This window comes from Sunxiuqinia elliptica (assembly GCF_900113005.1).
Lineage (GTDB): Bacteria > Bacteroidota > Bacteroidia > Bacteroidales > Prolixibacteraceae > Sunxiuqinia > Sunxiuqinia elliptica.
The window spans coordinates 893,560-915,174 of the sequence record NZ_FONW01000002.1; the positions used below are offsets into that span (position 1 = coordinate 893,560).

16 protein-coding genes and 1 pseudogene are annotated in these 21,615 nt (G+C 40.8%); 11 read left to right on the plus strand and 6 right to left on the minus strand.

From position 1 onward, the window contains the following. Positions 1 to 8: 8 nt before the first annotated feature. From BM156_RS08400 to BM156_RS08415, 4 genes are all read right to left on the minus strand, one after another. Positions 9 to 3,695, minus strand: a complete 3,687-nt coding sequence (locus tag BM156_RS08400) for a SusC/RagA family TonB-linked outer membrane protein (RefSeq protein WP_093919375.1) — start codon at positions 3,693 to 3,695, stop codon at positions 9 to 11. A 139-nt stretch (positions 3,696 to 3,834) separates the two neighbouring features. Continuing rightward, the gene (locus BM156_RS08405; RefSeq protein ID WP_093919376.1) at positions 3,835 to 4,866 is read right to left on the minus strand and encodes a FecR family protein; all 1,032 of its coding nucleotides are present in this window, start codon (positions 4,864 to 4,866) and stop codon (positions 3,835 to 3,837) included. Positions 4,867 to 5,152: 286 nt separating this feature from the next. Further along, entirely contained in the window at positions 5,153 to 5,737 is a 585-nt protein-coding gene (locus BM156_RS08410; RefSeq protein WP_093919377.1) for an RNA polymerase sigma-70 factor, read from the minus strand. Positions 5,738 to 5,893: 156 nt separating this feature from the next. Then, positions 5,894 to 6,799 (minus strand): sugar phosphate isomerase/epimerase family protein, encoded by a 906-nt coding sequence (locus BM156_RS08415; RefSeq protein ID WP_093919378.1) that lies wholly within the window; start codon positions 6,797 to 6,799, stop codon positions 5,894 to 5,896. Between the two features lie 283 nt (positions 6,800 to 7,082). Here BM156_RS08415 and BM156_RS08420 point away from each other — a divergent pair, with 283 nt between their 5' ends. From BM156_RS08420 to BM156_RS08460, 9 genes and pseudogenes are all read left to right on the plus strand, one after another. Beyond that, entirely contained in the window at positions 7,083 to 7,424 is a 342-nt protein-coding gene (locus BM156_RS08420) for a PadR family transcriptional regulator (RefSeq protein WP_093919379.1), read from the plus strand. 139 nt (positions 7,425 to 7,563) lie between these two features. Beyond that, entirely contained in the window at positions 7,564 to 9,072 is a 1,509-nt protein-coding gene (glpK, locus tag BM156_RS08425) for a glycerol kinase GlpK (RefSeq protein WP_093919380.1), read from the plus strand. Positions 9,073 to 9,213: 141 nt separating this feature from the next. Beyond that, positions 9,214 to 10,782 carry a glycerol-3-phosphate dehydrogenase/oxidase gene (locus tag BM156_RS08430; protein WP_093919381.1) on the plus strand — a complete coding sequence of 523 codons (1,569 nt, stop codon included), beginning with the start codon at positions 9,214 to 9,216 and terminating at the stop codon, positions 10,780 to 10,782. Positions 10,783 to 10,826: 44 nt separating this feature from the next. Further along, complete coding sequence (gene glpK / locus BM156_RS08435) at positions 10,827 to 12,323, plus strand: glycerol kinase GlpK (RefSeq protein WP_093919382.1); 1,497 nt, start codon at positions 10,827 to 10,829, stop codon at positions 12,321 to 12,323. A gap of 24 nt (positions 12,324 to 12,347) precedes the next feature. After that, positions 12,348 to 13,088, plus strand: a pseudogene (locus BM156_RS08440) (MIP/aquaporin family protein); the annotation flags it as partial. 146 nt (positions 13,089 to 13,234) lie between these two features. Next, complete coding sequence (gene glpT / locus BM156_RS08445) at positions 13,235 to 14,626, plus strand: glycerol-3-phosphate transporter (RefSeq protein WP_093919384.1); 1,392 nt, start codon at positions 13,235 to 13,237, stop codon at positions 14,624 to 14,626. Between the two features lie 23 nt (positions 14,627 to 14,649). Beyond that, the gene (locus BM156_RS08450; protein WP_093919385.1) at positions 14,650 to 15,579 is read left to right on the plus strand and encodes an HAD family hydrolase; all 930 of its coding nucleotides are present in this window, start codon (positions 14,650 to 14,652) and stop codon (positions 15,577 to 15,579) included. Between the two features lie 37 nt (positions 15,580 to 15,616). Further along, the gene (locus BM156_RS08455) at positions 15,617 to 16,384 is read left to right on the plus strand and encodes a glycerophosphodiester phosphodiesterase (protein ID WP_093919386.1); all 768 of its coding nucleotides are present in this window, start codon (positions 15,617 to 15,619) and stop codon (positions 16,382 to 16,384) included. Positions 16,385 to 16,692: 308 nt separating this feature from the next. Beyond that, positions 16,693 to 18,144: a sulfatase family protein gene (locus BM156_RS08460; protein ID WP_093919387.1), complete on the plus strand. Its 1,452-nt coding sequence runs from the start codon at positions 16,693 to 16,695 to the stop codon at positions 18,142 to 18,144. Between the two features lie 155 nt (positions 18,145 to 18,299). On the opposite strand, the gene BM156_RS08465 is transcribed toward BM156_RS08460, so the two are convergent. Together BM156_RS08465 and BM156_RS08470 are read right to left on the minus strand one after the other, a co-directional pair. Next, entirely contained in the window at positions 18,300 to 18,680 is a 381-nt protein-coding gene (locus BM156_RS08465) for a hypothetical protein (protein WP_093919388.1), read from the minus strand. Positions 18,681 to 18,761: 81 nt separating this feature from the next. After that, entirely contained in the window at positions 18,762 to 19,610 is an 849-nt protein-coding gene (locus BM156_RS08470) for a LytR/AlgR family response regulator transcription factor (RefSeq protein WP_093919389.1), read from the minus strand. 153 nt (positions 19,611 to 19,763) lie between these two features. Here BM156_RS08470 and BM156_RS08475 point away from each other — a divergent pair, with 153 nt between their 5' ends. Beyond that, complete coding sequence (locus BM156_RS08475; protein WP_093919390.1) at positions 19,764 to 20,342, plus strand: RNA polymerase sigma-70 factor; 579 nt, start codon at positions 19,764 to 19,766, stop codon at positions 20,340 to 20,342. Positions 20,343 to 20,408: 66 nt separating this feature from the next. Beyond that, entirely contained in the window at positions 20,409 to 21,410 is a 1,002-nt protein-coding gene (locus BM156_RS08480; protein ID WP_093919391.1) for a FecR family protein, read from the plus strand. Positions 21,411 to 21,615 lie beyond the last annotated feature (205 nt).

Below are 21,615 nucleotides of genomic sequence, written 5' to 3' on the forward strand. Positions count from 1 at the left end.
TGATAAAATTAGAACGCAGCTTTTAAGGTAAAGCTAAATGACCGTGTTCCGGGCAAAGCTCCAAACTCAAGGCCTTGTGCATTTCCAGCTGAATTACTCAGGGCTTCCGGGTTCAGGTTGTCAGGCAGGGAGCTGTATAGATAAAACAGATCCCTCCCGGTAAAGCCAACACCCAACGATTGGAATACTTTGGTTTTACGGACAAAGCTTTGTGGTATGTCGTAATAAACAGATACCTCACGTAACTTAATCCAGTCGTTGTCCAATACTGATGGAGTTGTTAGGTTCCCAACGCCCCAAGAGCCTAAACGTCCGTATTTCCATGCATAATGTACCACATGATTATTGGGAGTGCCGTCTTCTAATACACCGTCCATTTTTACTCCATGGTTGGCAGTAGTACCGTCGGGATAGGTATATGGCAGGCCTCCTCCGTTTCTCTCTAAAAGTGTTGACGGGCTTAAACCTGAAGATAATGAAGTGGCATAAGTTCCACTCCATAAATCGCTGCCAAAGCTAAAATCGGCCAGACATGAGAAGCTTAAATTCTTCCATCTTAATGATGAGCTGATACCTCCAATAAAATCGGGTGTTATATTTCCAAGTTTTACACGTTCAGGAGTTGTTTTATACTTGGTGCCAATTACTTTTGTGGCATCGGTTTTATCGTAGATAACCTCAATGATTTTTTGACCTTGTTCGTTTTTGAGGTAATCCCATCCGTAAATATTTCCGTAACTGTCTCCTACTTCAACCTGGATTACAGGGCCTGCACCTCCAAAAATCTGTCCAATTTCAAATACCTCAATACCTTCGCTCATAGATAGCAATGTGTTTTTATTCTTCGAAAGATTAAGACCAATATTCCAGTCAAAGTCTTTTCTTCTAATTACGTCATAACCCGTTATGATTTCAATTCCTTTATTTTCCATCTCGCCGGTATTAAAGCGCAATCGATTATAGCCTGATGATAGAGCTACCGGTGCTTCCATAATTTGGTTGAAAGATCGGGTTTGATACCAGGTCATATCAAACTTAAACCGGTTTTCAAATAAGGATACATTGATCCCGGTTTCTATCGACTCTGAACGTTGTGGTTTTAGATTTACCGGTGGGAGTGTTGTTTTTAAAGATGTGTAAGAAGCTCCTCCAAATACTCCGGAAGAGAATGTTGGTACTACTTGGTATGGATCAGTGTCAGTTGCAGCACTGGCGTATGCTAAACGGAGTTTCCCAAAATTAAACCATTCGGGCATCGTTATAGTCTCGGTAAAAACAAAGCTAAAAGAAGCCGACGGATAAAAATAAGAATTATTGTTCATCGGCAGTGTACTTGACCAATCGTTGCGGCCTGTAAGTTGTAAGAACAACGTATTGTCGTAGCTTAAATCGATAAACCCGAAGACCGAGTTAATTCTTTTATTTAAGATGTCCTCTTTTGTAATTTGTTCGCCCCTAATTTGTCCGTTCTGTTTGTCGGGGTCGTAATTTCCAAATGTATATAGGTAGGGGTCTTTAAACCATTTTTTTCCTGATGTTTGTCCGGATATTTCATAGAAGCTGCGTTCCCAGCGCGTGGCTCCTAGCGAAAATTGGGCATTAAGTTTTTCTACAAATAGGCCGTTTTTTGATGCAGTCGCAAGAAAATCCGTATTTGTAATGACTTCTTTGTCTAGTTTATGTTGATAGAATCCGTTTTGTAATCCCAGGTTATCTGTTGGTTTTTCTTTCAGTATTTTGTCATCAATTCGCAAATCAATACTGTTTCTTACCGACAGGGTTAACCAAGCGAAAGGATTATACAGGAGGTTTAGGGAACCTAATAAATTATCCCTCTCATAGTCATAGGCATTCTCGTACAAATTCCAAAACAAGGAATTTCCGGTACCGTAAGTATTCCCAAAGTCGAATCTTGACTCATCAGCTTTTTTATACATTGAGTATGCTAGCTCTGGTTTATAGTCTGTAGGGAAAATATAAAAATATTTACTGAATAGGTTGTCATTATTTCCTATATCTAAAACATTATGTCTGTAATAGTTATTGTAGGTGGCATATACTTCAGCGCTTAATGTCTTTGAAATATTCAGGTTCGACCCCAGGGAAAAAGCGGTACGGTTGTAGTCGGTGTTATCTACGATGCTTTTACTGTCTTCTCGTGTTATACCAACCCTGACTGTTCCAAATTCCCCACCATTTGAGAATGAAATATTATGAGTGTTGGTAATCCCATTCCTATAAAAATACTTTTCACCTTCAGAACTTGCTTCATGAGGTCGCATTTCTCCATCCCACCATTTGATCATTGAACCATCTAATTTGCGTCCCCATGACATGGAATAAGCATGCCAAGTAAAAGCAGGGTCTTCATATGTCATATAGCCACCTGGCATCCTTCCGTAGATTGCATCCCAGCGAGGGGACCCCCAAGTTTGTTTAGGATACACAGTATTGCCCTCTTCATCTTTGGGATACTCTGTTGTCGCTGAATACATAGAATAATGAAGTCCTCCATAGCCATATTCCGTTTGCTGATCACGAAACCGGTAAGGGGTTGTAATTTTAGATGTAAAGGAATAGTCAATTCCGATACCGTCTTTCTTTGTTCCTTTTTTTGTTGTGATTAATATTACACCATTGGCTCCTCTTGCTCCATATAAAGCAGCAGCTGCAGGTCCTTTCAGCACATTCATATCTTCAATGTCATTGCTGTTAATGAAATTGAGCGCCGAACCAAAATCCCTGACTCTGGATGTATTCTCGGATGTTTCCCCTTCTTTAATATTAAGGTTAACATTATTCTCCAGTGGCATTCCGTCAATAACAATCAATGGCTGGTTATTGCCTTGTATATTGTTGTTTCCCCTTAGGACAATTCGGCTGGATCCACCATCTAGTTGGTTGGCATTTGTAATATTGACACCAGCAACTTTGCCTGAAAGGGCACTGGCAATGTTTGTTGTGTTTGCTTTTACAATATCACTTCCGGAAACTTTTTGGGTGATATAACCTATGGCTTTTTGTTCACGTTTAATCCCTAATGCTGTTACAACAACTTCATTTAATCCGGTCGTCTCTTCATTCATTGTTATGTTGATAACAGATTGTCCAGAGAGTTGAACTTCCTGGGTTTTCATCCCAATAAATGAAAATTGGAGCGTAGAGGCATTTACAGGAATCAAAAGCGAATAGTTCCCATCAATATCAGTTGAGGCTCCAATTGTTGTTCCTTTTATAACGATAGTTGCTCCGACTATTGGTTCACCGTCTTCGCTAACTACTTGCCCGGTTATCTTTCGTTCTTGTTGTGAAGCCAACTTATCTCCAGAAGGAACAAGGACAATTTGTTTATCTATGATCATATAACTGGCCTCTGATTTGGCAAATAACTGGTTAAGTACTTCTTCAATATTTGTTTGGTCCATTTTTAGTGAAACCTGCCTGTCAACATCTACTTTTTTACTATTATATAGAAAGCTGAATTCTGTTTCTGTTTCAATTTGGCTCAGAACTTGTTTGACGGTCGCGTTATGCATGTTTAGATTTATTTTGACCATTTGAGCGTAGCTTTCTGACGCGACTCCCTGAAGGGCAAAGGCAAATAATAGAATGCTAATTAGTTTCATAACGAGTAATTCTTTATCGAATCGCCTGATACTGCAGACAATCCAGTCGTAAATACGTTTTTTTTTCATAATTTTGACAACTTACATTTTTAATTGATTGCTTCTTTTTTATCAAAAAGGAGCAGTTAAGATTTTTGAAAGGGAGGAGGTGGAGCTCTTCTCTTTCTTTTTGCATAATATTGATTATTCAGTTTGCTTCATAGGCATATTATTTATAGATTTTTATTTGCATTTTTTTATAACTACCATCTGTTTGTATTTCTCTTGGTAGTATATCATATTTTAGAGGAACGGAAACTTTCATTAGCTCCATGATTTGTATCAAAGATTCTTCTTTGAAGTTTGCATTTAATAAAAAATCATCCCAATCGGACTCCTTATATTCGAGTTTTATATTGAAATAACGCTCCAGTTTGTCAACAACAACAGGCATTGGGTCATCTTCGAAAAATAGTCTGCCATTAATCCAGCCTATATGTTTTTCGATATTATCGGTTTTAATAACTAGATTATTTGCTTCCTGATTGTAGGTGGCCAGTTCTCCAGACTTTAATTGTAGTAGAGGGAATGGACTATCTTTGTCTCCAGTAAACAGTTCGATTTTGCCATGAGCTAAGGCAATCTTAGTCAGCCGGTCTGTCGGGCTATATAGCACATTAAATTTTGTCCCTAGTACTTTTACATTGATTTTGCCACAATTGACAATAAACGGTTTTGTTTGTTTAGGGGCTACATCGAAATATACTTCTCCGTATGGTTTTACTTCTCTGATGTTTGCTGAAAAGTGACTTGGAAATGACAATTTTGAGCCAGAATTAAGCCAAACTTTAGTTCCATCTTCAAGAGTAAGTGAAGTACGCGTCCCTAGTGGAGTCGTTATGGTTTGCCAAGGTTGGACTGATGCTGTTTGTTTATTTTGGAAATATAAAAAAGAAAAATACAGGCTGCCTAGTAGTATAGGAATAACGAGAATAGCTGCAATTCTTCGTATAAAGTTGATATTAACCCGCCTTTTGTTATTGGAGAAGCATGATTGATTAAATCTGGAAAGGGCAACGTTTGCATCAAACCGTTTCATTTGTTCTTTTAACAAGAAAAAATCCCATGTCTTTTGGTATTCGTTGAAAATAGATTGGTTAGATTTGCTCCATTTTTCAACGTAGGCTTTTTCTTTTGGCGATAATGTATCGTCAAAATATCCAGCAATTAACTCTTCTAGCGATTTTTGTTGATCAGACATTCAGTAAATTGTAAAATGGACTAACTTTTTTACTATTAAGACGTGTTTCAAGTCAACTACACGTAAACAGAATGACATTTTTTGTCAATTTTTAAAATTTAATAGATTTTAGACTGTCAGACATTTGCAGTACTATAACCTTAGAGTGGTTGGCAGATTTTGTGGAGTTATATGACGTTTAAAATCAGATGTCACCAAAATCTAAATAATTATTGGAAATAAGGATTAAAAAGAAGTGTAATAATTAAGCGATATGTATTAAAAAAGATAGCTGTTTGCAGGGAATTTAAGCTTGGTTTAATAAAGTTAAAATACCCATTGCAGCTAAAACGCAATGAGGCAAATAATCGGCAAGTTCTACTCGAAGGATCTTTAAGGCGTTGCTAATATGGGTTTCAACTGTTCTTTTGGAAAGGCCTAGGCTAATAGCAATTTCATTATTTGTTTTTCCTTCAAAGCGGCTTAAACAAAATATGTAACGACATTTTTCTGGAATTTTCTTTAAGGCTTGTTCCAAAATTTCATCTAATTCAGATTCAGTATAGAATTCATTAATAAGAACGCTTTGCCAGAGGTTTTTAGATATAGATTGTTCATGTTTTTGTTTGACTTCTTGGTGTCGAATAAAATCAGTACAGCGGTTTTTTATGGCTGTAAAGAGATAAGCTTTTAGAGATGTATTGATTATAATAGCAGACTTACTTAGCCATAGCTTTAAAAATAGCTCTTGAACAAGATCTTCAGAGCTGTCTTCATCACTCAAAAAGTAATAAGCATAAGTACATAATCCAGAGTAGTAGTACTTAAAAATCAGGTCAAAAATGTTTTTATCCTTCCTGTTTAGCCCTTCTATTAGATAGCTTTCATTCAATGAGTAGGTTTTTTTTGGGGAGTGATAAGTTAGCTTTTTTGTATAGAAACTTTAATTGTTTTCCTATTCTCTTATGAATTTTGTTTTGGGATATTTTTCATAAAAGGAGTGAAGCGTTTAAAAGCCCGGTTTTAAAATTGCCCCGGGCCTTTATTGTTATGATAAAATATTAGTTGTCAGGTTGACAATGCTAGTTTCGATTCCTTCAAAAGGTTTACCGTTGCCTTGGTTGTCATCTTCAACAAACAAGTATTTGGTTCCGGCAGTTTCTTTAGCCGCTAAAATGCGTTTGAAATCAATTACTCCTTCGCCTACACTGCATACATCTTCTTTATATACATTGTAGAAAGGAGCTTCGTTTGTACGCATATCTTTCATGTGTAGCAGTTGGAAACGTCCCGGATACTTGTTGAACATTTCAACTGGATCTTGTCCTGCTTTTGAAGCCCAGAATAAATCAAGCTCCATGGTTACCAGATCAGCATCCAGCTCAGGCATAAACAGGTCGTAATAAGGAACCAATCCGTCCAACGTATCAAATTCAAAATTGTGGTTGTGGTAGCCAAACTGAATTCCGCGTTCTTTCATGATCGCACCAACTTTATTCCATTCGGCAATCATCTTTTTATAGGTCTCAACTTGTCTGTCTTCATCATTGACCCATGGCTGAATGCAGTATTTCACACCCAGCTCGGCGTGTGCATCAGCCATTAGTTTGGCATTCTCAAGGGTAATTCCTGCTGCCTCAACTTGGGTATGACTACTGATGATGTCCATGTCCAAATCGTTAACCATTTTTTTGAACTCAGCAGGTGTGTAACCATAAAATTTTCCGTTCGAATAGCCTGCCAGCTCCAAGTTTTTATATCCAAGATCCGAAACTTTCTTTAATGATCCAGGAGTATCGGCACTCATCGCATCTCGAATGGTGTAAAGCTGTATTCCAACTCCGTAACTTTTTCGGTCGGCAGGAGCGGTAGTGCAGGCTGAAAATGACCCAAGTAAAGCCATCCCAACAGAACCTGCTGCTGAAATTTGTAAAAATTCTCTTCTACTCTTCATAGGTTTTAATTGTGTTTAAGTATCAACTTCGAAAGAAACCCTAAAATACAAAAAAGAATTAAAGTGTAGCGACTTGAGCTTATGTTAGGGGGCTTTTGTTTTTGGATGTTAACGATCGGAGTTTAATGCCTGATTAGGCATTCGCTATCATTTGTCTGTAAAAAGGAATAAGATTGATTTTTAGTTTTTCTGAAGTCATTTTATGTTTTAAAACAATTTAATACGATGTACCTTGCAATACTAGGTAATAGTTTTTAAGTTTGTTCAGAGAAGAAAATTGCGAATGGATACCTATTTTATTTCCAGGTGGAAATCTCAGATCAAGAAAGGGCTGTTGGAGTACATTATCATGCTGATTTTGAAAACGAAGCCCTGTTATGGCTATGAGTTGATTGCTGATATAAATCGCTTGGCCGGAATGGAAATAGCAGAGGGGACGATTTACCCACTTTTGAATCGGTTGAAGAAGGAGAATTTGCTGAAATCGGAATGGATTGAAAAAGAAGTGGGCATTCCTCGAAAATACTATCAATTAACTCCGGAAGGAATTGAGCAGCTAAAAGTGATGCAAAACTATATGGAATCGTTGAATGAATCAATCACTCAATTAATGAACATCAAGTAAGTAGGAGAAAAGGCGATCGAAGTTGCAGGAATGATGGAAGGAAGAGAATCGCCGGAAGCGTAGGTCAAATGTAATCTGTTTGAGCGGTTAGCATTCAACTGGTAAAAATAAGAAAAATTGTTTACTAAGTTGATTTGCAATGAATACGGAAAGAGAAAAATATATCCTGGCCCTTGATCTTGGTACTTCGGTAACAAGTGCAATGGTTTTTAATCATGCTGGTGAAATTTTTTCCCATGCCTCAAAAGAGTTTGAACAGTTTTTCCCAAAACCAGGATGGATTGAACAGGATGCCGAGGAGTTGTGGTTCTCCATCGTTTCTGTTGCTCAAGTAGCTTTGCGCAAAGTTGGCCTGACAGGAAGTGACTTAGCTGGGATCGGAATTACCAATCAACGAGAAACCACAATTCTGTGGAATAAAGAAAGTGGAAAACCAGTTGGAAATGCCATTGTTTGGCAAGATCGGAGAACCTCTCGTATCTGTGACCAGCTCAAGGATAAGGGCTTGCAAGAGAAGATAAAATCTAAAACCGGTTTGGAAATTGATGCTTACTTTTCAGCAACTAAAATTATGTGGTTGCTGGATCATAATGCGGAAGCAAGAGAATTGGCTGATCAGGAAAAACTGGCGTTTGGTACCGTCGATTCCTGGGTATTGTGGAAGTTTACCAAAGGTGCCTGCCATTATACCGATGTGAGCAACGCAAGCCGGACCATGTTGTTCAATATCAATACCCTGACTTGGGATGAAGAACTCTTGGAGCTTTTAAACATTCCTTCCAGTATATTGCCTGAAGTACGTTCATCCAGTGAGATTTATGCTAGAACTCATCCTTCGATATTTGGATGTGACGTTCCCATCGCTTCTTTGATAGGCGATCAGCAAGCAGCTCTTTTTGGGCAGCAATGCTTTGAACGCGGGACAGTCAAGAACACCTACAACACCGGTTGCTTTATTTTGATGAACACCGGAAAGGATCCCATATTTTCAAATCATAAGCTAATTACAACGATTGCCTGGCAGATTGGAGATGAAGTTACTTATGCCTTGGAGGGTAGTGTGTTTAATGCCGGAACGGTGATTCAGTGGCTTCGGGATGTGTTGAACCTGATTGACTCGCTTGATGAGGTTGAAGAGCTGGCAAAATCGGAGAAAGACAATGGCGGCGTATTTATTGTTCCTTCATTTACCGGCTTGGGAGCTCCTTACTGGGACCAGTATGCCCGTGGAACATTTTGGGGACTGAATATGGGAACGACTCCCGGACATTTGGCGAGAGCTGCTTTGGAGTCAATTGCCATGCGATCGGCCGATGTAATTAAGGCCATGGAGGCTGATCTGGAGATGGAAATTCCGGAAGTAAGAGTTGGTGGAACGATCCTGAATGACACGATGTTGCAGTTTCAGTCTGATATCTTGAACTTACCCGTTGTTCAGCCGGTGCGAATTGAAATGACTTTGTTGGGTGCTGCTTATTTAGCTGGTTTGGCTGTGGGGTTCTGGAAAAATAAAGAAGAGTTACAATCACAATACAAGGTTGCAAAACAGTTTAAGTGTTTGGCTGATCCGAAGGATGTCGATCATGTGTTGAAGTATTGGAATCGGGCGGTAAACAGCTCTTTGGCTTGGCTTGATCCGATGGATTAAAACCAACGAGTGGAAATAGCGATGGAGGCACATGGCTATTTTTTTGCCGTCAATACATCGTATAACAATGTATCTTTTAAAAGAAAGTACATGCTATTATTAAATACATTATAGATCCATTAATCTTAAATTAGTTTAGCGATGCAACGCGAAAAAATGTTAGAACAACTGGAAAACCGGCAAGAAGCATGGGATCTGGTGATCATCGGAGGGGGAGCCACCGGCTTGGGAGCAGCAATCGAGGCGGTTAGCAGGGGATTGAAAACGCTACTGGTTGAACAGTATGACTATGCCAAAGGAACTTCAAGCAGAAGTACCAAGTTGGTGCACGGAGGCGTGCGGTATTTAGCTCAAGGGAATGTCACTCTTGTAAAAGAGGCTTTGCGGGAGCGGGGCCGTTTGAAGAAGAATGCGCCACATTTGGTCAAAGACCAATCCTTTATTATACCAAATTATTCGTGGTGGGGAGTGCCTTTTTACACCATCGGTCTGGTGCTCTATGATTTGTTGGCCGGGCGCTTAAGTCTTGGTAAGTCCAGGCCATTTTCAAAATCTAAAACCTTACAAAAGGTACCGACCTTGGTGGCTGACAACTTGTACGGTGGAGTTGTTTATCACGATGGGCAGTTTGATGATTCCAGGTTGGCGATTAATATGGTACAGACTTTTGCAGATATGGGGGGAGTTGCCGTCAATTACATGAAAGTGGATGGATTGCTAAAGCAGGATGGGCAGGTAAATGGAGTTAAAGTTGTTGATCAGGAAACGGGCAAAAACTATGAAATACATAGCCGGGCGGTACTGAATGCAACTGGTGTTTTTGTGGATGACATTTGTAAAATGGATGATCCTCAAGCGCGGGAACTGGTGCGTGTTAGCCAAGGGGTGCACTTGGTCTTGGATAAAAGCTTTATTCCTGGCGACTATGCGATCATGATTCCGAAAACACGGGATGGACGTGTCCTTTTTGCTGTCCCCTGGCATGATAAAGTGGTCGTGGGAACAACCGACATTCAAAAAGAAAAAGCGGAGCTGGAACCCCTGGCTTTGGATGAAGAGATCGATTTTATATTGGAAACGGCAGGACGTTTTCTGGTTAAACCACCAACACGAAAAGATGTGAAGAGTGTATTTGCTGGCCTACGTCCGCTGGCAGCTCCTCAGAAAGAGGGAAAAAATACCAAAGAGATTTCCCGGGGGCATATTATCAAGGTGGCCGACTCTGGTTTGGTAACGATTACCGGAGGAAAATGGACAACTTACCGTCAAATGGCTCAGGATGTTATCGATTTGGTTGGGGCAAAGTTTAATTTCAACCTGCAGGGATCAAAAACGGTGAACTACAAGTTGCATGGCTACAAGGAAAATGTTGATCTGAGCAATCCTTTCTACTACTATGGGGCTGATGAGGAAAGTATGTTGGCTTTGGCTAAAGAGAATAAAGCATTGGCCGAACCAATCAGTTCAAATTTAAGCATTATCAAGGCACAAGTTGTATGGGCAGTACGTCAAGAAATGGCGCGGACTGTTGAAGATTTTTTGGCGAGAAGAACCAGGGCTTTGCTACTTGACGCCCGGGAAAGTGTTGAAATTGCTCCGGTTGTTGCCGAACTGATGGCTCGTGAATTGCATAAAAATGGCGAGTGGACTCAACAGCAGCTGAAAGATTATGAAGAGCTCGCGAAAAACTATATTTTAGACTCAAACTAACACTTCATTAATAAACTTGATTTTTAACCTAACTAATTATACTGATGTCAAATCGTTTTATCTTGTCCTTGGATCAGGGAACGACCAGTTCAAGGTCTATTCTTTTTAATCATATCGGGCAGATCATTGCTTCCAGCCAGAAAGAGTATACGCAACACTACCCAAAGCCCGGCTGGGTTGAACATGATCCGATTGAAATTTGGAATACGCAGTTTGAAACTGCCAAGGAGGTTTTGGCCCAGGTTGAGAATGATAACGCTACTATTGAAGCAATCGGTATTACCAACCAACGGGAAACTGTAGTTGTTTGGGACCGGGCTACCGGAAAGCCGATTTACAATGCCATTGTTTGGCAAGACCGGCGAACTTCAAAGTACTGCGATGAACTTAAAGCCGGAAAGTGGGCGGAAACTATTCAGTACAAAACAGGGCTGGTAATCGATTCTTATTTTTCGGGAACGAAACTGCGCTGGATTCTTAATCAGGTTGATGGGGCGATGGAGAAGGCTCAAAAAGGAGAATTGGCCTTTGGAACCGTTGATAGCTGGTTGATTTGGAATTTGACCGGCGGAAAATTGCACGTAACCGATGTAACGAATGCTAGCCGAACCATGTTGTACAATATTCGAACGCTTTCATGGGATGAGGAATTGCTCAATTTAATGGGCATACCCGCGAGCGTTTTGCCAAGTGTTAAGTCTTCTTCCGAAGTGTATGGCTATAGCAATGGAGAACTTGCTTCCAAGCCGATTCCAATTGCGGGAATTGCAGGCGATCAGCAGGCTGCCACCTTTGGGCAAATGTGTCTTGATGTAGGTAGTGTGAAAAATACCTACGGAACAGGCTGTTTCATGCTGTGCAATACGGGGCAAGAGGTCATCGAATCTAAAAACAATATGGTGAGCACGATTGCCTGGCAAATTAATGGTGAAACCACCTATGCGCTTGAGGGAAGTATTTTTACCGCCGGTTCAATTGTTCAGTGGTTGCGCGATGAACTGGGCATTATCCGGTCATCGGCAGAAGTGGAGGATCTTGCGCGAAAGGTTGAAGATAACGGAGAGGTGTATTTAGTGCCGGCCTTGACGGGGTTGGGAGCTCCGTATTGGGACCAGTATGCTCGTGGTGCTATTATTGGATTGACCCGCGGATCAAACGCCAGTCATATTGCACGGGCGGCGTTGGAGAGTATTGCTTTTCAAACTTATGATGTGCTGAAAGCAATGGAGGCAGATATTGGTCACCCCATCAAAGAGTTGCGTGTGGATGGTGGTGCTGTAGTGAATAATTTGCTCATGCAGTTTCAGGCGGATGTGCTTGGCGTACCGGTTTATCGCCCTACCATTTTGGAAACAACCGCTCTGGGTGCTGCCTACCTGGCAGGTTTAGCTGTTGGTTTTTGGAAAGATGTGGATGAAATCAAAAAGCAATGGGCTGTTGATGAGTGTTTTCAGAAAGAACTGAATCCAGATCGGGTGGAGAAATTGCTGGCCGGATGGGAAAAAGCAATTTCCAGAGCCATGAAATGGGAAGAGGAATAATACGAAACACATTCAAAATCAAACAACATGAACGAATTATTTGCTGAATTCATCGGAACAATGATATTGATTCTTCTCGGAAATGGGGTGGTTGCGAATGTCGTGCTGAACCATACCAAAGGAAGTAATGGTGGCTGGATTGTCATCACACTGGGGTGGGGACTGGCTGTTTTTGCAGGTGTGATTATTGCCGGGCCATATTCCGGAGCTCATATCAACCCCGCGGTCACACTAGGTTTGGCCATTGCCGGCAAATTTGCATGGATGAAAGTCGCCAGTTTTATTCTGGCCCAATTAGCCGGTGCTGCAACGGGTGCTTTACTCGTGTGGCTATTTTATCGCCATCACTACAATGCTACAACAGATCAAGGCGCTATTCTGGCCACTTTTGCCACATCGCCTGCTATTCGGAAATTGCCCAATAATTTTTTCAGCGAAGTGGTCGGAACCTTTGTTTTGGTGTTTGTCATTTTATACATCGAAGGACCAAGCATTTTATCCAACGGGTTGCCTGAGATGAAAATTGGCTTGGGGAGCGTTGGAGCACTGCCGGTTGCCCTGTTGGTTACCGCCATCGGTTTGTCGTTAGGAGGAACAACGGGCTATGCGATCAATCCTGCTCGTGACCTTGGGCCTCGCCTGATGCATGCGATTTTACCCATAAAGGAAAAGGGGACAAGCGACTGGAACTATGCATTTGTTCCGGTAGCTGCGCCTATTGTTGGTGGAGCAATTGCTGCAGTCCTTTTTATGACTTGCTGCTGATTCTCTGATCAATTAGAACAACAAGGAGAAGTACCCCTAGGGAGTGCTATGGGAAAGTATTGCCTTTGTTTGAGTATGACAGACAGGAACTTTCGAAAAAAACTTTTCAAAAATCTTATTACAAAACCACATAAACTAAAGATTGAATGTTTACGCTAAAAAACATATTAAAGCCTCCGGCCCATAAAGAGCTATTGCCTGAAGCGAAGATTGATCCAACCTACAAAAGACTACGTTTTCAGGTTTTTATGGGCATTTTTATCGGTTATGCCGGCTATTATTTAGTTCGAAAGAATTTTTCACTGGTAATGCCCGATCTGATTGACCAAGGGTATACCAAAGGGCAGTTAGGGATTGTCGCTTCAGCTGTTTCAATTGCCTATGGCTTAAGCAAGTTTCTCATGGGAGGAGTCTCTGACCGAAGCGATGCCCGGCTATTCCTTAGTTTAGGTTTGCTCTTTTCTGCATTAACAATTCTGGGAATGGGAACCCTGCCTCTTCTAACCTCCTCTGTAACCATCATGTTCATTGTTATTTTTATTAATGGATGGTTTCAGGGAATGGGCTGGCCGGCTTGTGGACGTACAATGGTACACTGGTTTTCAACCAACGAACGAGGAACAAAAATGTCCATCTGGAATGTGGCACACAACGTAGGTGGTGGCCTTATTGGTCCTCTTGCCGTATTAGGTGTCGCCATTTTTGGTGATTGGAACAGTAAACTTTATTTCCCGGCAATGATTGCCATTGTTATTGCGTTTATAGCCTACCTGCTCATCAGAGATACGCCACAATCATGTGGATTGCCTAACATCGAGGCTTTTCGTGACGATTATCCAAAAGATTACAACAGAAGTTTCGAAAAAGAATTTTCTGCTAAAGAAATATTCTTCAAGTATGTACTTAAAAATAAGTTTCTGTGGCTGATAGCCATCGCCAATTCCATGATTTACCTGGTACGTTACGGCGTACTCGATTGGGCTCCCACCTATCTTGACGAGGCCAAAGGTTTTTCCATCTCCGAGTCGGGCTGGGCGTACTTCGCTTACGAGTATGCCGGAATTCCGGGAACATTATTGTGTGGGTGGATTTCGGATAAAGTGTTTAAAGGAAGGCGAGCTCCTGCGATTGTCATCTACATGCTTTTGGTAATGGTCGCAATCTATATGTATTGGAAAAATCCATCCGGGCATATTGTAGTTGACAATATTGCACTGATAGCTATTGGATTTTTGATATACGGTCCGGTGATGTTGATTGGTGTCCAAGCTTTGGATTTAGTGCCGAAAAAAGCGGCGGGAACAGCTGCCGGACTTACCGGACTTTTTGGATACTTGGGCGGAGCATTGTTTGCCAACATTGCAATCGGTTTTATTGTGGATTATTGGGGTTGGGATGCTGCTTTCATATTAATGCTTTCAGCCTGTGTCATCTCAATTATATTCACTGCTTTTACCTGGAATAGAGAGAAACAACACTTAAGTGAGCACAGAGCATTTAACCAAAATGGAGCTCAGTCTGGAAATCACACAAACTAAAAACGAATACCGATAACCTAAAAATGAAAAAGTTCTTAACAATAGTGACTGTTATCGTCTTCTGCGGCTTGCAAAGCGTTCTGGCACAAACTTACCGTCCCGTAAGCGGATGGAACAAGGAGATAAATAACAAAATTGAAAGCTTTTTGAATTCTACGCTTACGATGAAAGAGCGCAAAGTGGCTGTTTTCGATTGCGACGGAACAACTTTTGGGCAGGTTCCTCATTATCTGGCAGACGAAGCGCTCTACCGCTATGTCGATCAGGTATTAAAAAAGCGAAGCGATAAAGAGGGCAAGGAAAAGCTTCAGATAATCAATCGCATGGTAGAAAGCGGTGACAATGTTGGCAAAACTTATGTCGAAGACCGGATTCACTTTTTGGCAGGCCTTTCCCCCAATGAAATTGAGATGATAGGCTACAACTGTTATCGAGAAGCATATGAAGGCAAGTTTTTCCCGGAAATGAAACAGTTTATTGCCAATTTAAAAGAATACAATTTTGAAGTTTGGGTACTTACCGCTTCTCCCGAAATCCTCTATCAGAAATTTGTGTCGGAACAATTGGGTATTCCTAAAGTAAATATACTGGGCGCAAAATGTGTTATAAAAGAAGGGAAAACCACCAATGAGATCATCCTCCCCATTCCACAGGATGATGGCAAAGCACATACCATCGAAACCTATATTAAGACCAAACCACTAATTGTTGGAGGTAATAGCCGTGGGGACATGGACATGCTCAACGAATCAGCCGGACTGAAAATCGTTGTTAATCCCGATGACAAAACTGTTCGTGGCTCAGAAGATGGCCCAATGAATGGATATACGGTAAAGTCCTACTGGGAAAAAGAAGGGGCAGTCATTGTAAAATGCGATGACGTTGTCGATCCCTCGATTGATTTTTCAACCACAAAATGGAAAATCAGACAGAACCGACCCAATCCCAAATAAATTAAAGTGACTATAAAAACAAACAAATTTAAATCGAATGAAAACAACATTTCTCTTATTTTTCTTAATTGCAACAAGCTTCCCCTTGTTGGCACAAGTGGAGTTTGTCGCTCACCGAGGAGCTTCTTATCTGGCTCCAGAGAACACGATTGCAGCAGCCAAACTCGGATGGGAACTGGGTGCTGAAGGCGTTGAAATCGACGTTTACCTGACTCCCAATCAACGGGTGGTAGCCATCCACGACAAAACTACGAAAAGAACAACCGGAGTAGACCTGGTCGTTTCGGAAACAAAATCAAAAAAACTTAGAAAGCTGGATGCCGGTACCTGGAAAGATGAAAAATTTGCTGGAGAAAAGATCCCCTTTGTAGAAGAAGTCCTGAAGATTATTCCCGAAGGCAGATACTTAGTTATCGAAATTAAAACCGGTCCTGAAATCATGCCGGCCTTAGAAAAAGCCATCAAAAAATCGGGCAAGGTAAAGCAGGTTAAATTTATTGCTTTTAACTGGAAAACCATCCTCTCTTCGAAAAAGCTTTTCCCGGATAACGACTGTTACTGGCTCACATCATCGGCCAAAGCTTTAGACAGTAAAATTAAAGAATGTGCCTCTGCAGGTCTTGAAGGAATAGATGTAAATGCAAAGCTGGTTACTGCGGATATAATGAACAAAGCAAAGGAACTCGGACTGGATGTGTGGTGCTGGACGGTAGACAACCCGGAAGAAGCAAAACGAGTTGCCGACTTGGGAGTAAGCGCTATTACAACCAATCGTCCGGGATGGCTGCGCGAACAATTACAGTAACTTTTTGACATCAGCTATTTAACTCTTGATTCGCATTATGCATAATGCGAGGTCTGTTTGAACTAATCTAAATCCAACAAGGAAAAGAAGTCGTGTTGACGGCTTCTTGTTCCTTCCTTTAAGTTTCAAACCAGTAATTTGCAAAGTCATTCTGTCTTTTTTAGGCAGAATGACTTTCGTTTTTATAAGGAGGTGAGTAAATAAACAACAGATGGGAGTACAATCGATTGCACTATTGCTGTAAATTCTCTAATTTTACACCATTGAATAAAGAATGAATTAGCAACTCTTAGTTTGAAGATGAACTTATGAAGAATCGATTTATAACTTTTCTGGCTTTGGCTTCTTTGTTTTCGTCTTGTGTAAAAATGCAAACGGAAGATGAGCGTAAAGCTTCACCAAACCTGTTATTTATTTTTGCAGACCAGTATCGTCGAGCCTCTTTAGGTTTTTTGAATGAAGATCCGGTCAACACTCCCAACTTGGATAGTTTGGCCTCAAAAGGAGTGTTTTTTAGCAAGGCGGTAGCTAATCATCCCTTGTGTAGTCCATACCGTGGCATGTTACTTACCGGGAAGTATCCGCTTTCAAATGGCGTTATTTCGAACTGTAATTCTGCAAGAACGGAGTATGGGAATTACCTGAAAAAAGAGGAAATCTGTTTCTCGGATGTGTTGGTCGAAAATGGTTACAGTGCCGGGTATGTGGGGAAGTGGCATTTGGATGGGCCAACTCCTACTGCCAAGGGAGAACCGGTTGTTTGGGATACTTGGTGTCCGCCAGACCATCGGCATGGCTTTAGCTTTTGGTATGCTTATGGAACCCATGGGCGGCACAATCAACCGTATTATTGGGCAACCAATTCGCCTGAGGACGAGCCAGTGGTGGTTGATCAGTGGTCGCCGGAACATGAGGCGGATATTTTGATTAATTACCTGAGGAATAGCCAGCAAGAGCGCGATTCGGATAAGCCTTTTGCTATGTTTTGGTCCATTAATCCGCCACATACGCCTTTCGACGAGGTGCCAGAGCATTACAAAAAAGCCTATGGCAACCGGAATTATCGTGAAGTGTTGAATCGGGAGAATGTCGAATTTACATCAAATCGCGATGTCAAAGGAGGTGATCGTGGGGTTGAGCAAAAAATTCATTTAGCTCCGGACTATTTTGCCATGGTTGAAGGTGTTGATGACCAAATTGGACGGGTGATTGCAGAGTTAAAACGCCTGGACTTATACGAGAATACCATCATTGTTTTTTCAGCTGATCACGGCGAAATGATGGGTAGTCATGGCTTAATGCACAAAAATGTATGGTTTAAAGAAGCCTACGAAATTCCGCTCATTGTTCATTACCCCAAAGCGCTGAAAGCAAAAACAGATGATTTGTTGATCAGCGTTCCGGATTACATGCCAACCATGCTGGGACTGCTGGGCTTAGGTGAGTCAATTCCTCAGGAAGTAGAAGGCAAAGATTATTCTGGGGTATTTACTGACGAAAAGATTGTTCGACCCGATAAGCAGCTTTACTTTGGCGCCAATCCGGACAATCCGGGCGGTGGTAAAAGAGGGTTCCGAAATAAAGAATACACATTTGCAGTATCAAAAGGAAAAGATGGTGAGAAGTATTATTACTTGTATCACGACAAAGAAGATCCGTACCAGTTGACGAATATCTGGGGACAGAATTCGGAGCTGGATCAACAAATGGAGCAGGAACTGGAAGCCTTGCTAAAAGACATGAATGATCCTTGGCTGTAAGGTTCAAGGAGGATAACGATAAAATGAAAACAGGCAGTCAATTCAAATTGAGTTGGCTGCCTGTTGGTTTGTTTAGAAGTTGGTTGGTTCAACAAATAGTAATTGCTTGTAAGTTATTTGCGAATTGTTTTCAGGGCTGAAAGGCAAGGCAGTTGTTATTTCGATGACTCAACTTTTTTGGCTGTCAGAGTCATTTGACCTTGAGACGTATCCACATTGCCCGACATCTTTTGGCCATCGATTTGTACTTTTACTTTCACGTACTCATAGTCGACATAAAGCCCACAGCTAAAAATACCATCTTCAAATGTGAGCTTTTTTAACTCGATTTTGTACCCATCCGGAAGTTTTACTTCACCAACCAGCTGGTTGTCTTTTTCGGAGATAACTAAAACTCCTTTTTCGTAGCCATAAGGAGCCGAAGGAACTTCGTATTTCCATTCACCTAGCACGGGAGTATTGCTTGAACTACTTACTGCATTGGCGAAAAAAGGTATCATACCAATCATAAAAACAAGAATCATTAGCTTTTTCATTGTCGTTTGTTTTAAGGTTTATGCAAGCAAAAGTGAATCAGTTATTTGAACTGTCCAAATAATAGGGGGCAACTTGGCTATTTAGGGATGAAATGGCAGTTCCGGGGATGAAATAGCTTCAATCTGGGGTGAATATTTTTCAGAAACAGGAATGTTGCGTTCCAAACTTTTTAATTTGAGCTGTAGCTTTTTCCCTTGTTTTCGAATCATTTCAATTTTAGCAAGGTTGATCATAAAAGAACGATGACAACGAGCGATTCCATAATCAGCGAAGGTATGTTCTAGCTTTTTCAACGAATTTCGTAACAGTTGACGCTCTATTTTTTCACCTGCTTTAAAATAAACAGTAACATAATTGTCGGTAGACTCAAGTAGAAGAATGTCTTCCAGTGCTAGTGAGAACTTAACCTTCCCATACTCATCTTTAAAAGCGATTAGCTGATTTTGAATCGGAGTTTGCATCTGGTCGCTCATGGTTCGGATTTTGACTTGCTGCTTGCGATAATAGATAATCAGCAAGGCAAACGAATAGGGCACACAGATTCCAAGTAGGGTGTATTTTATTGAAAAGATGAAATCATTCATGAAGTTTCCCAAGGGATTTCCATACAGGAAAATGTAAACTAAGCTCATCAATAAAATCTCAATCACTACCCAAAAAGAGTAGGTCTTCAGGGTAAACGATTTTACATCAAAGAGCTTGCGAAGTGGAAATTGGGTGAATAAAAGAACCAGGGAAACGACAAAACCATAGCTCGAAAGCCGCAGAAATTGGATAAAACCAGAGTCGGAATACCACCGGTTAATATTGAAAGGAACAAAGACATTGATAAAAAGAACGCCAAAAACAAGACAAACCAGAATCATAAAATAACGATCTGATTTTTGATCAAGCAAGGTAAATTTCTGATGGGCAAAATCCCAGTTCATAGTACGTTCTTTTTCAGCATCAATTATACACCATTAGCCTAAGACATCCAACAATCGGTTTAAATTTTATTGGATAAAAAGTTTGGAGGGCCTCTTAAAAATGTATTTTAAAATTTTAGAAATCAAGAAATTTTATTCGCTATTTTTGCCTCGATGACTCAGCTAAGCGATAAAACACTATTCTTAAAAATCAAGGAAGGAGATGAGGCGGCCTTTAATAAAGCGTTCGAGTCTTATTATTCCAGGTTGTGTTTTTTTGCTGATAACATCATTCATGATTACGATCAATCCAGTTCAATCGTACAGCAGGTGTTTGTTGATCTTTGGCTGAAACGGGCTCGCTTGGATGTGGTGTATTCCTTGAAAGGATTTTTATTTCGATCGGTTAGAAATCAAGCCTTGGATTGGTTGAGGCATCGAAAAGTGGAATCGGAATACCTGCAGGAGCTAAGTTTTAAGCAGGAAGAAGCCGTCTTTTTGGATCAATTGGAGCTTGCCGAACTAAATGATAAGATCAATACAGCCATTCAAGAGCTTCCGGAAAGGTGTCGGGAAATTTTTGTTTTGTGTCGTTTTGAAGGACTGAAGTATGCCGAAATAGCTTCGCAACTTGAAATTTCAGTGAAAACGGTAGAGACACAAATGAGCATTGCCTTAAAAAAAATAAGAACAAAAGTTTCAGATTCACAGTACTTTAATCTTCTTGTCTTTATTTTTTCGAAAAAAAACTGATTTTCTTTTCAGGGGATTTGCTTTTGAATACGTCTCAGGGGTAAAGTGTTTATTTAATCAAGCAATATGTCCCAACGAATGGATGATCAACACATCGAATTTTTGATTACCCGAAAGCTTAGTGGTGAGGCCAAGCCTGAAGAGCAGGCTCAGCTTGAAGCGTGGATTTGTTTCAGCGAACAAAACCGGAAAAACTTTGAGCAGATTCGTCGCATTTGGAAAAATAGCAAGCGACCGATAAGTAGCCAGGATGTTCAGCGGGCTTTATCAAACGTAAAAACAACAATTCAAAAAGAAGAACGACATATCCCGAAGAAACGCCTTTTGCAACGATGGATGCAGGCTGCTGCAGTTATTGCAATGCCTTTACTATTGGCACTTGGCTGGTATTTGGGAAACAAGTCCATTCATTCGGTGGAGCTTTATAGCGAGTTGATCGCACCGGAAGGGCAGGTGGCAGAAAGTATACTGGCAGATGGAACACATGTTTGGTTAAATGCCGGCTCTTCATTGCGTTATGATCCTTCGTTTCAGGGAAACCAGCGAAATGTTGAACTGATTGGTGAAGGATATTTCAAGGTTAGTAAAAATCCAGAAAAACCATTTGTGTTAAAAACCAGTAAGTTGCAGGTGAAAGTGCTCGGAACCTCATTTAATGTGCGGGCTTATCCAGACGAAAATCACACAGAAGCTGTGCTGGAAGAAGGCGCCATTGAAATGCGATTGATCGATTATCCCAATCAGGCCCCCGTTAAAATAAAACCGGGAGAGAGTGCTGTTTATAATTCAGAGAAAAGGAATATTCAGATTCAGGAAACAGATACCTATTTGCACACGGCTTGGCGCGACCGAAAGTTTGTTTTCAAAGATGCTGATCTGAAAACCATTATTTATCATTTAGAACGATTTTATAAGGTGCGGTTTCACCTGAAAAATGAGGCAATGGGGGAGACGCACTTTCGGGGAACTTTCGAATATGATCAGAATATTTTAGATGCTTTAGAAGCTATCGAGCAAACAACATCGATTCGTTTCCGGGTGGAAGGACGCGACATTTGGATGGAATAACCGATATCCCAAATACATAACTAATTCTTCAAAATTTTATGCGATGAAAAGAACAGACTAACGATGAGAATATGAAAAAACAACAGGACTAGCGCCAACTAATCCTGCTGTAAAAAACGAAAATCATTTTTTAACGATTAACAATCAAATTTATGAAAAAAATTCCATGTTCGAGTGGAGGTAGTATGCCTACGCTCAAAAAACT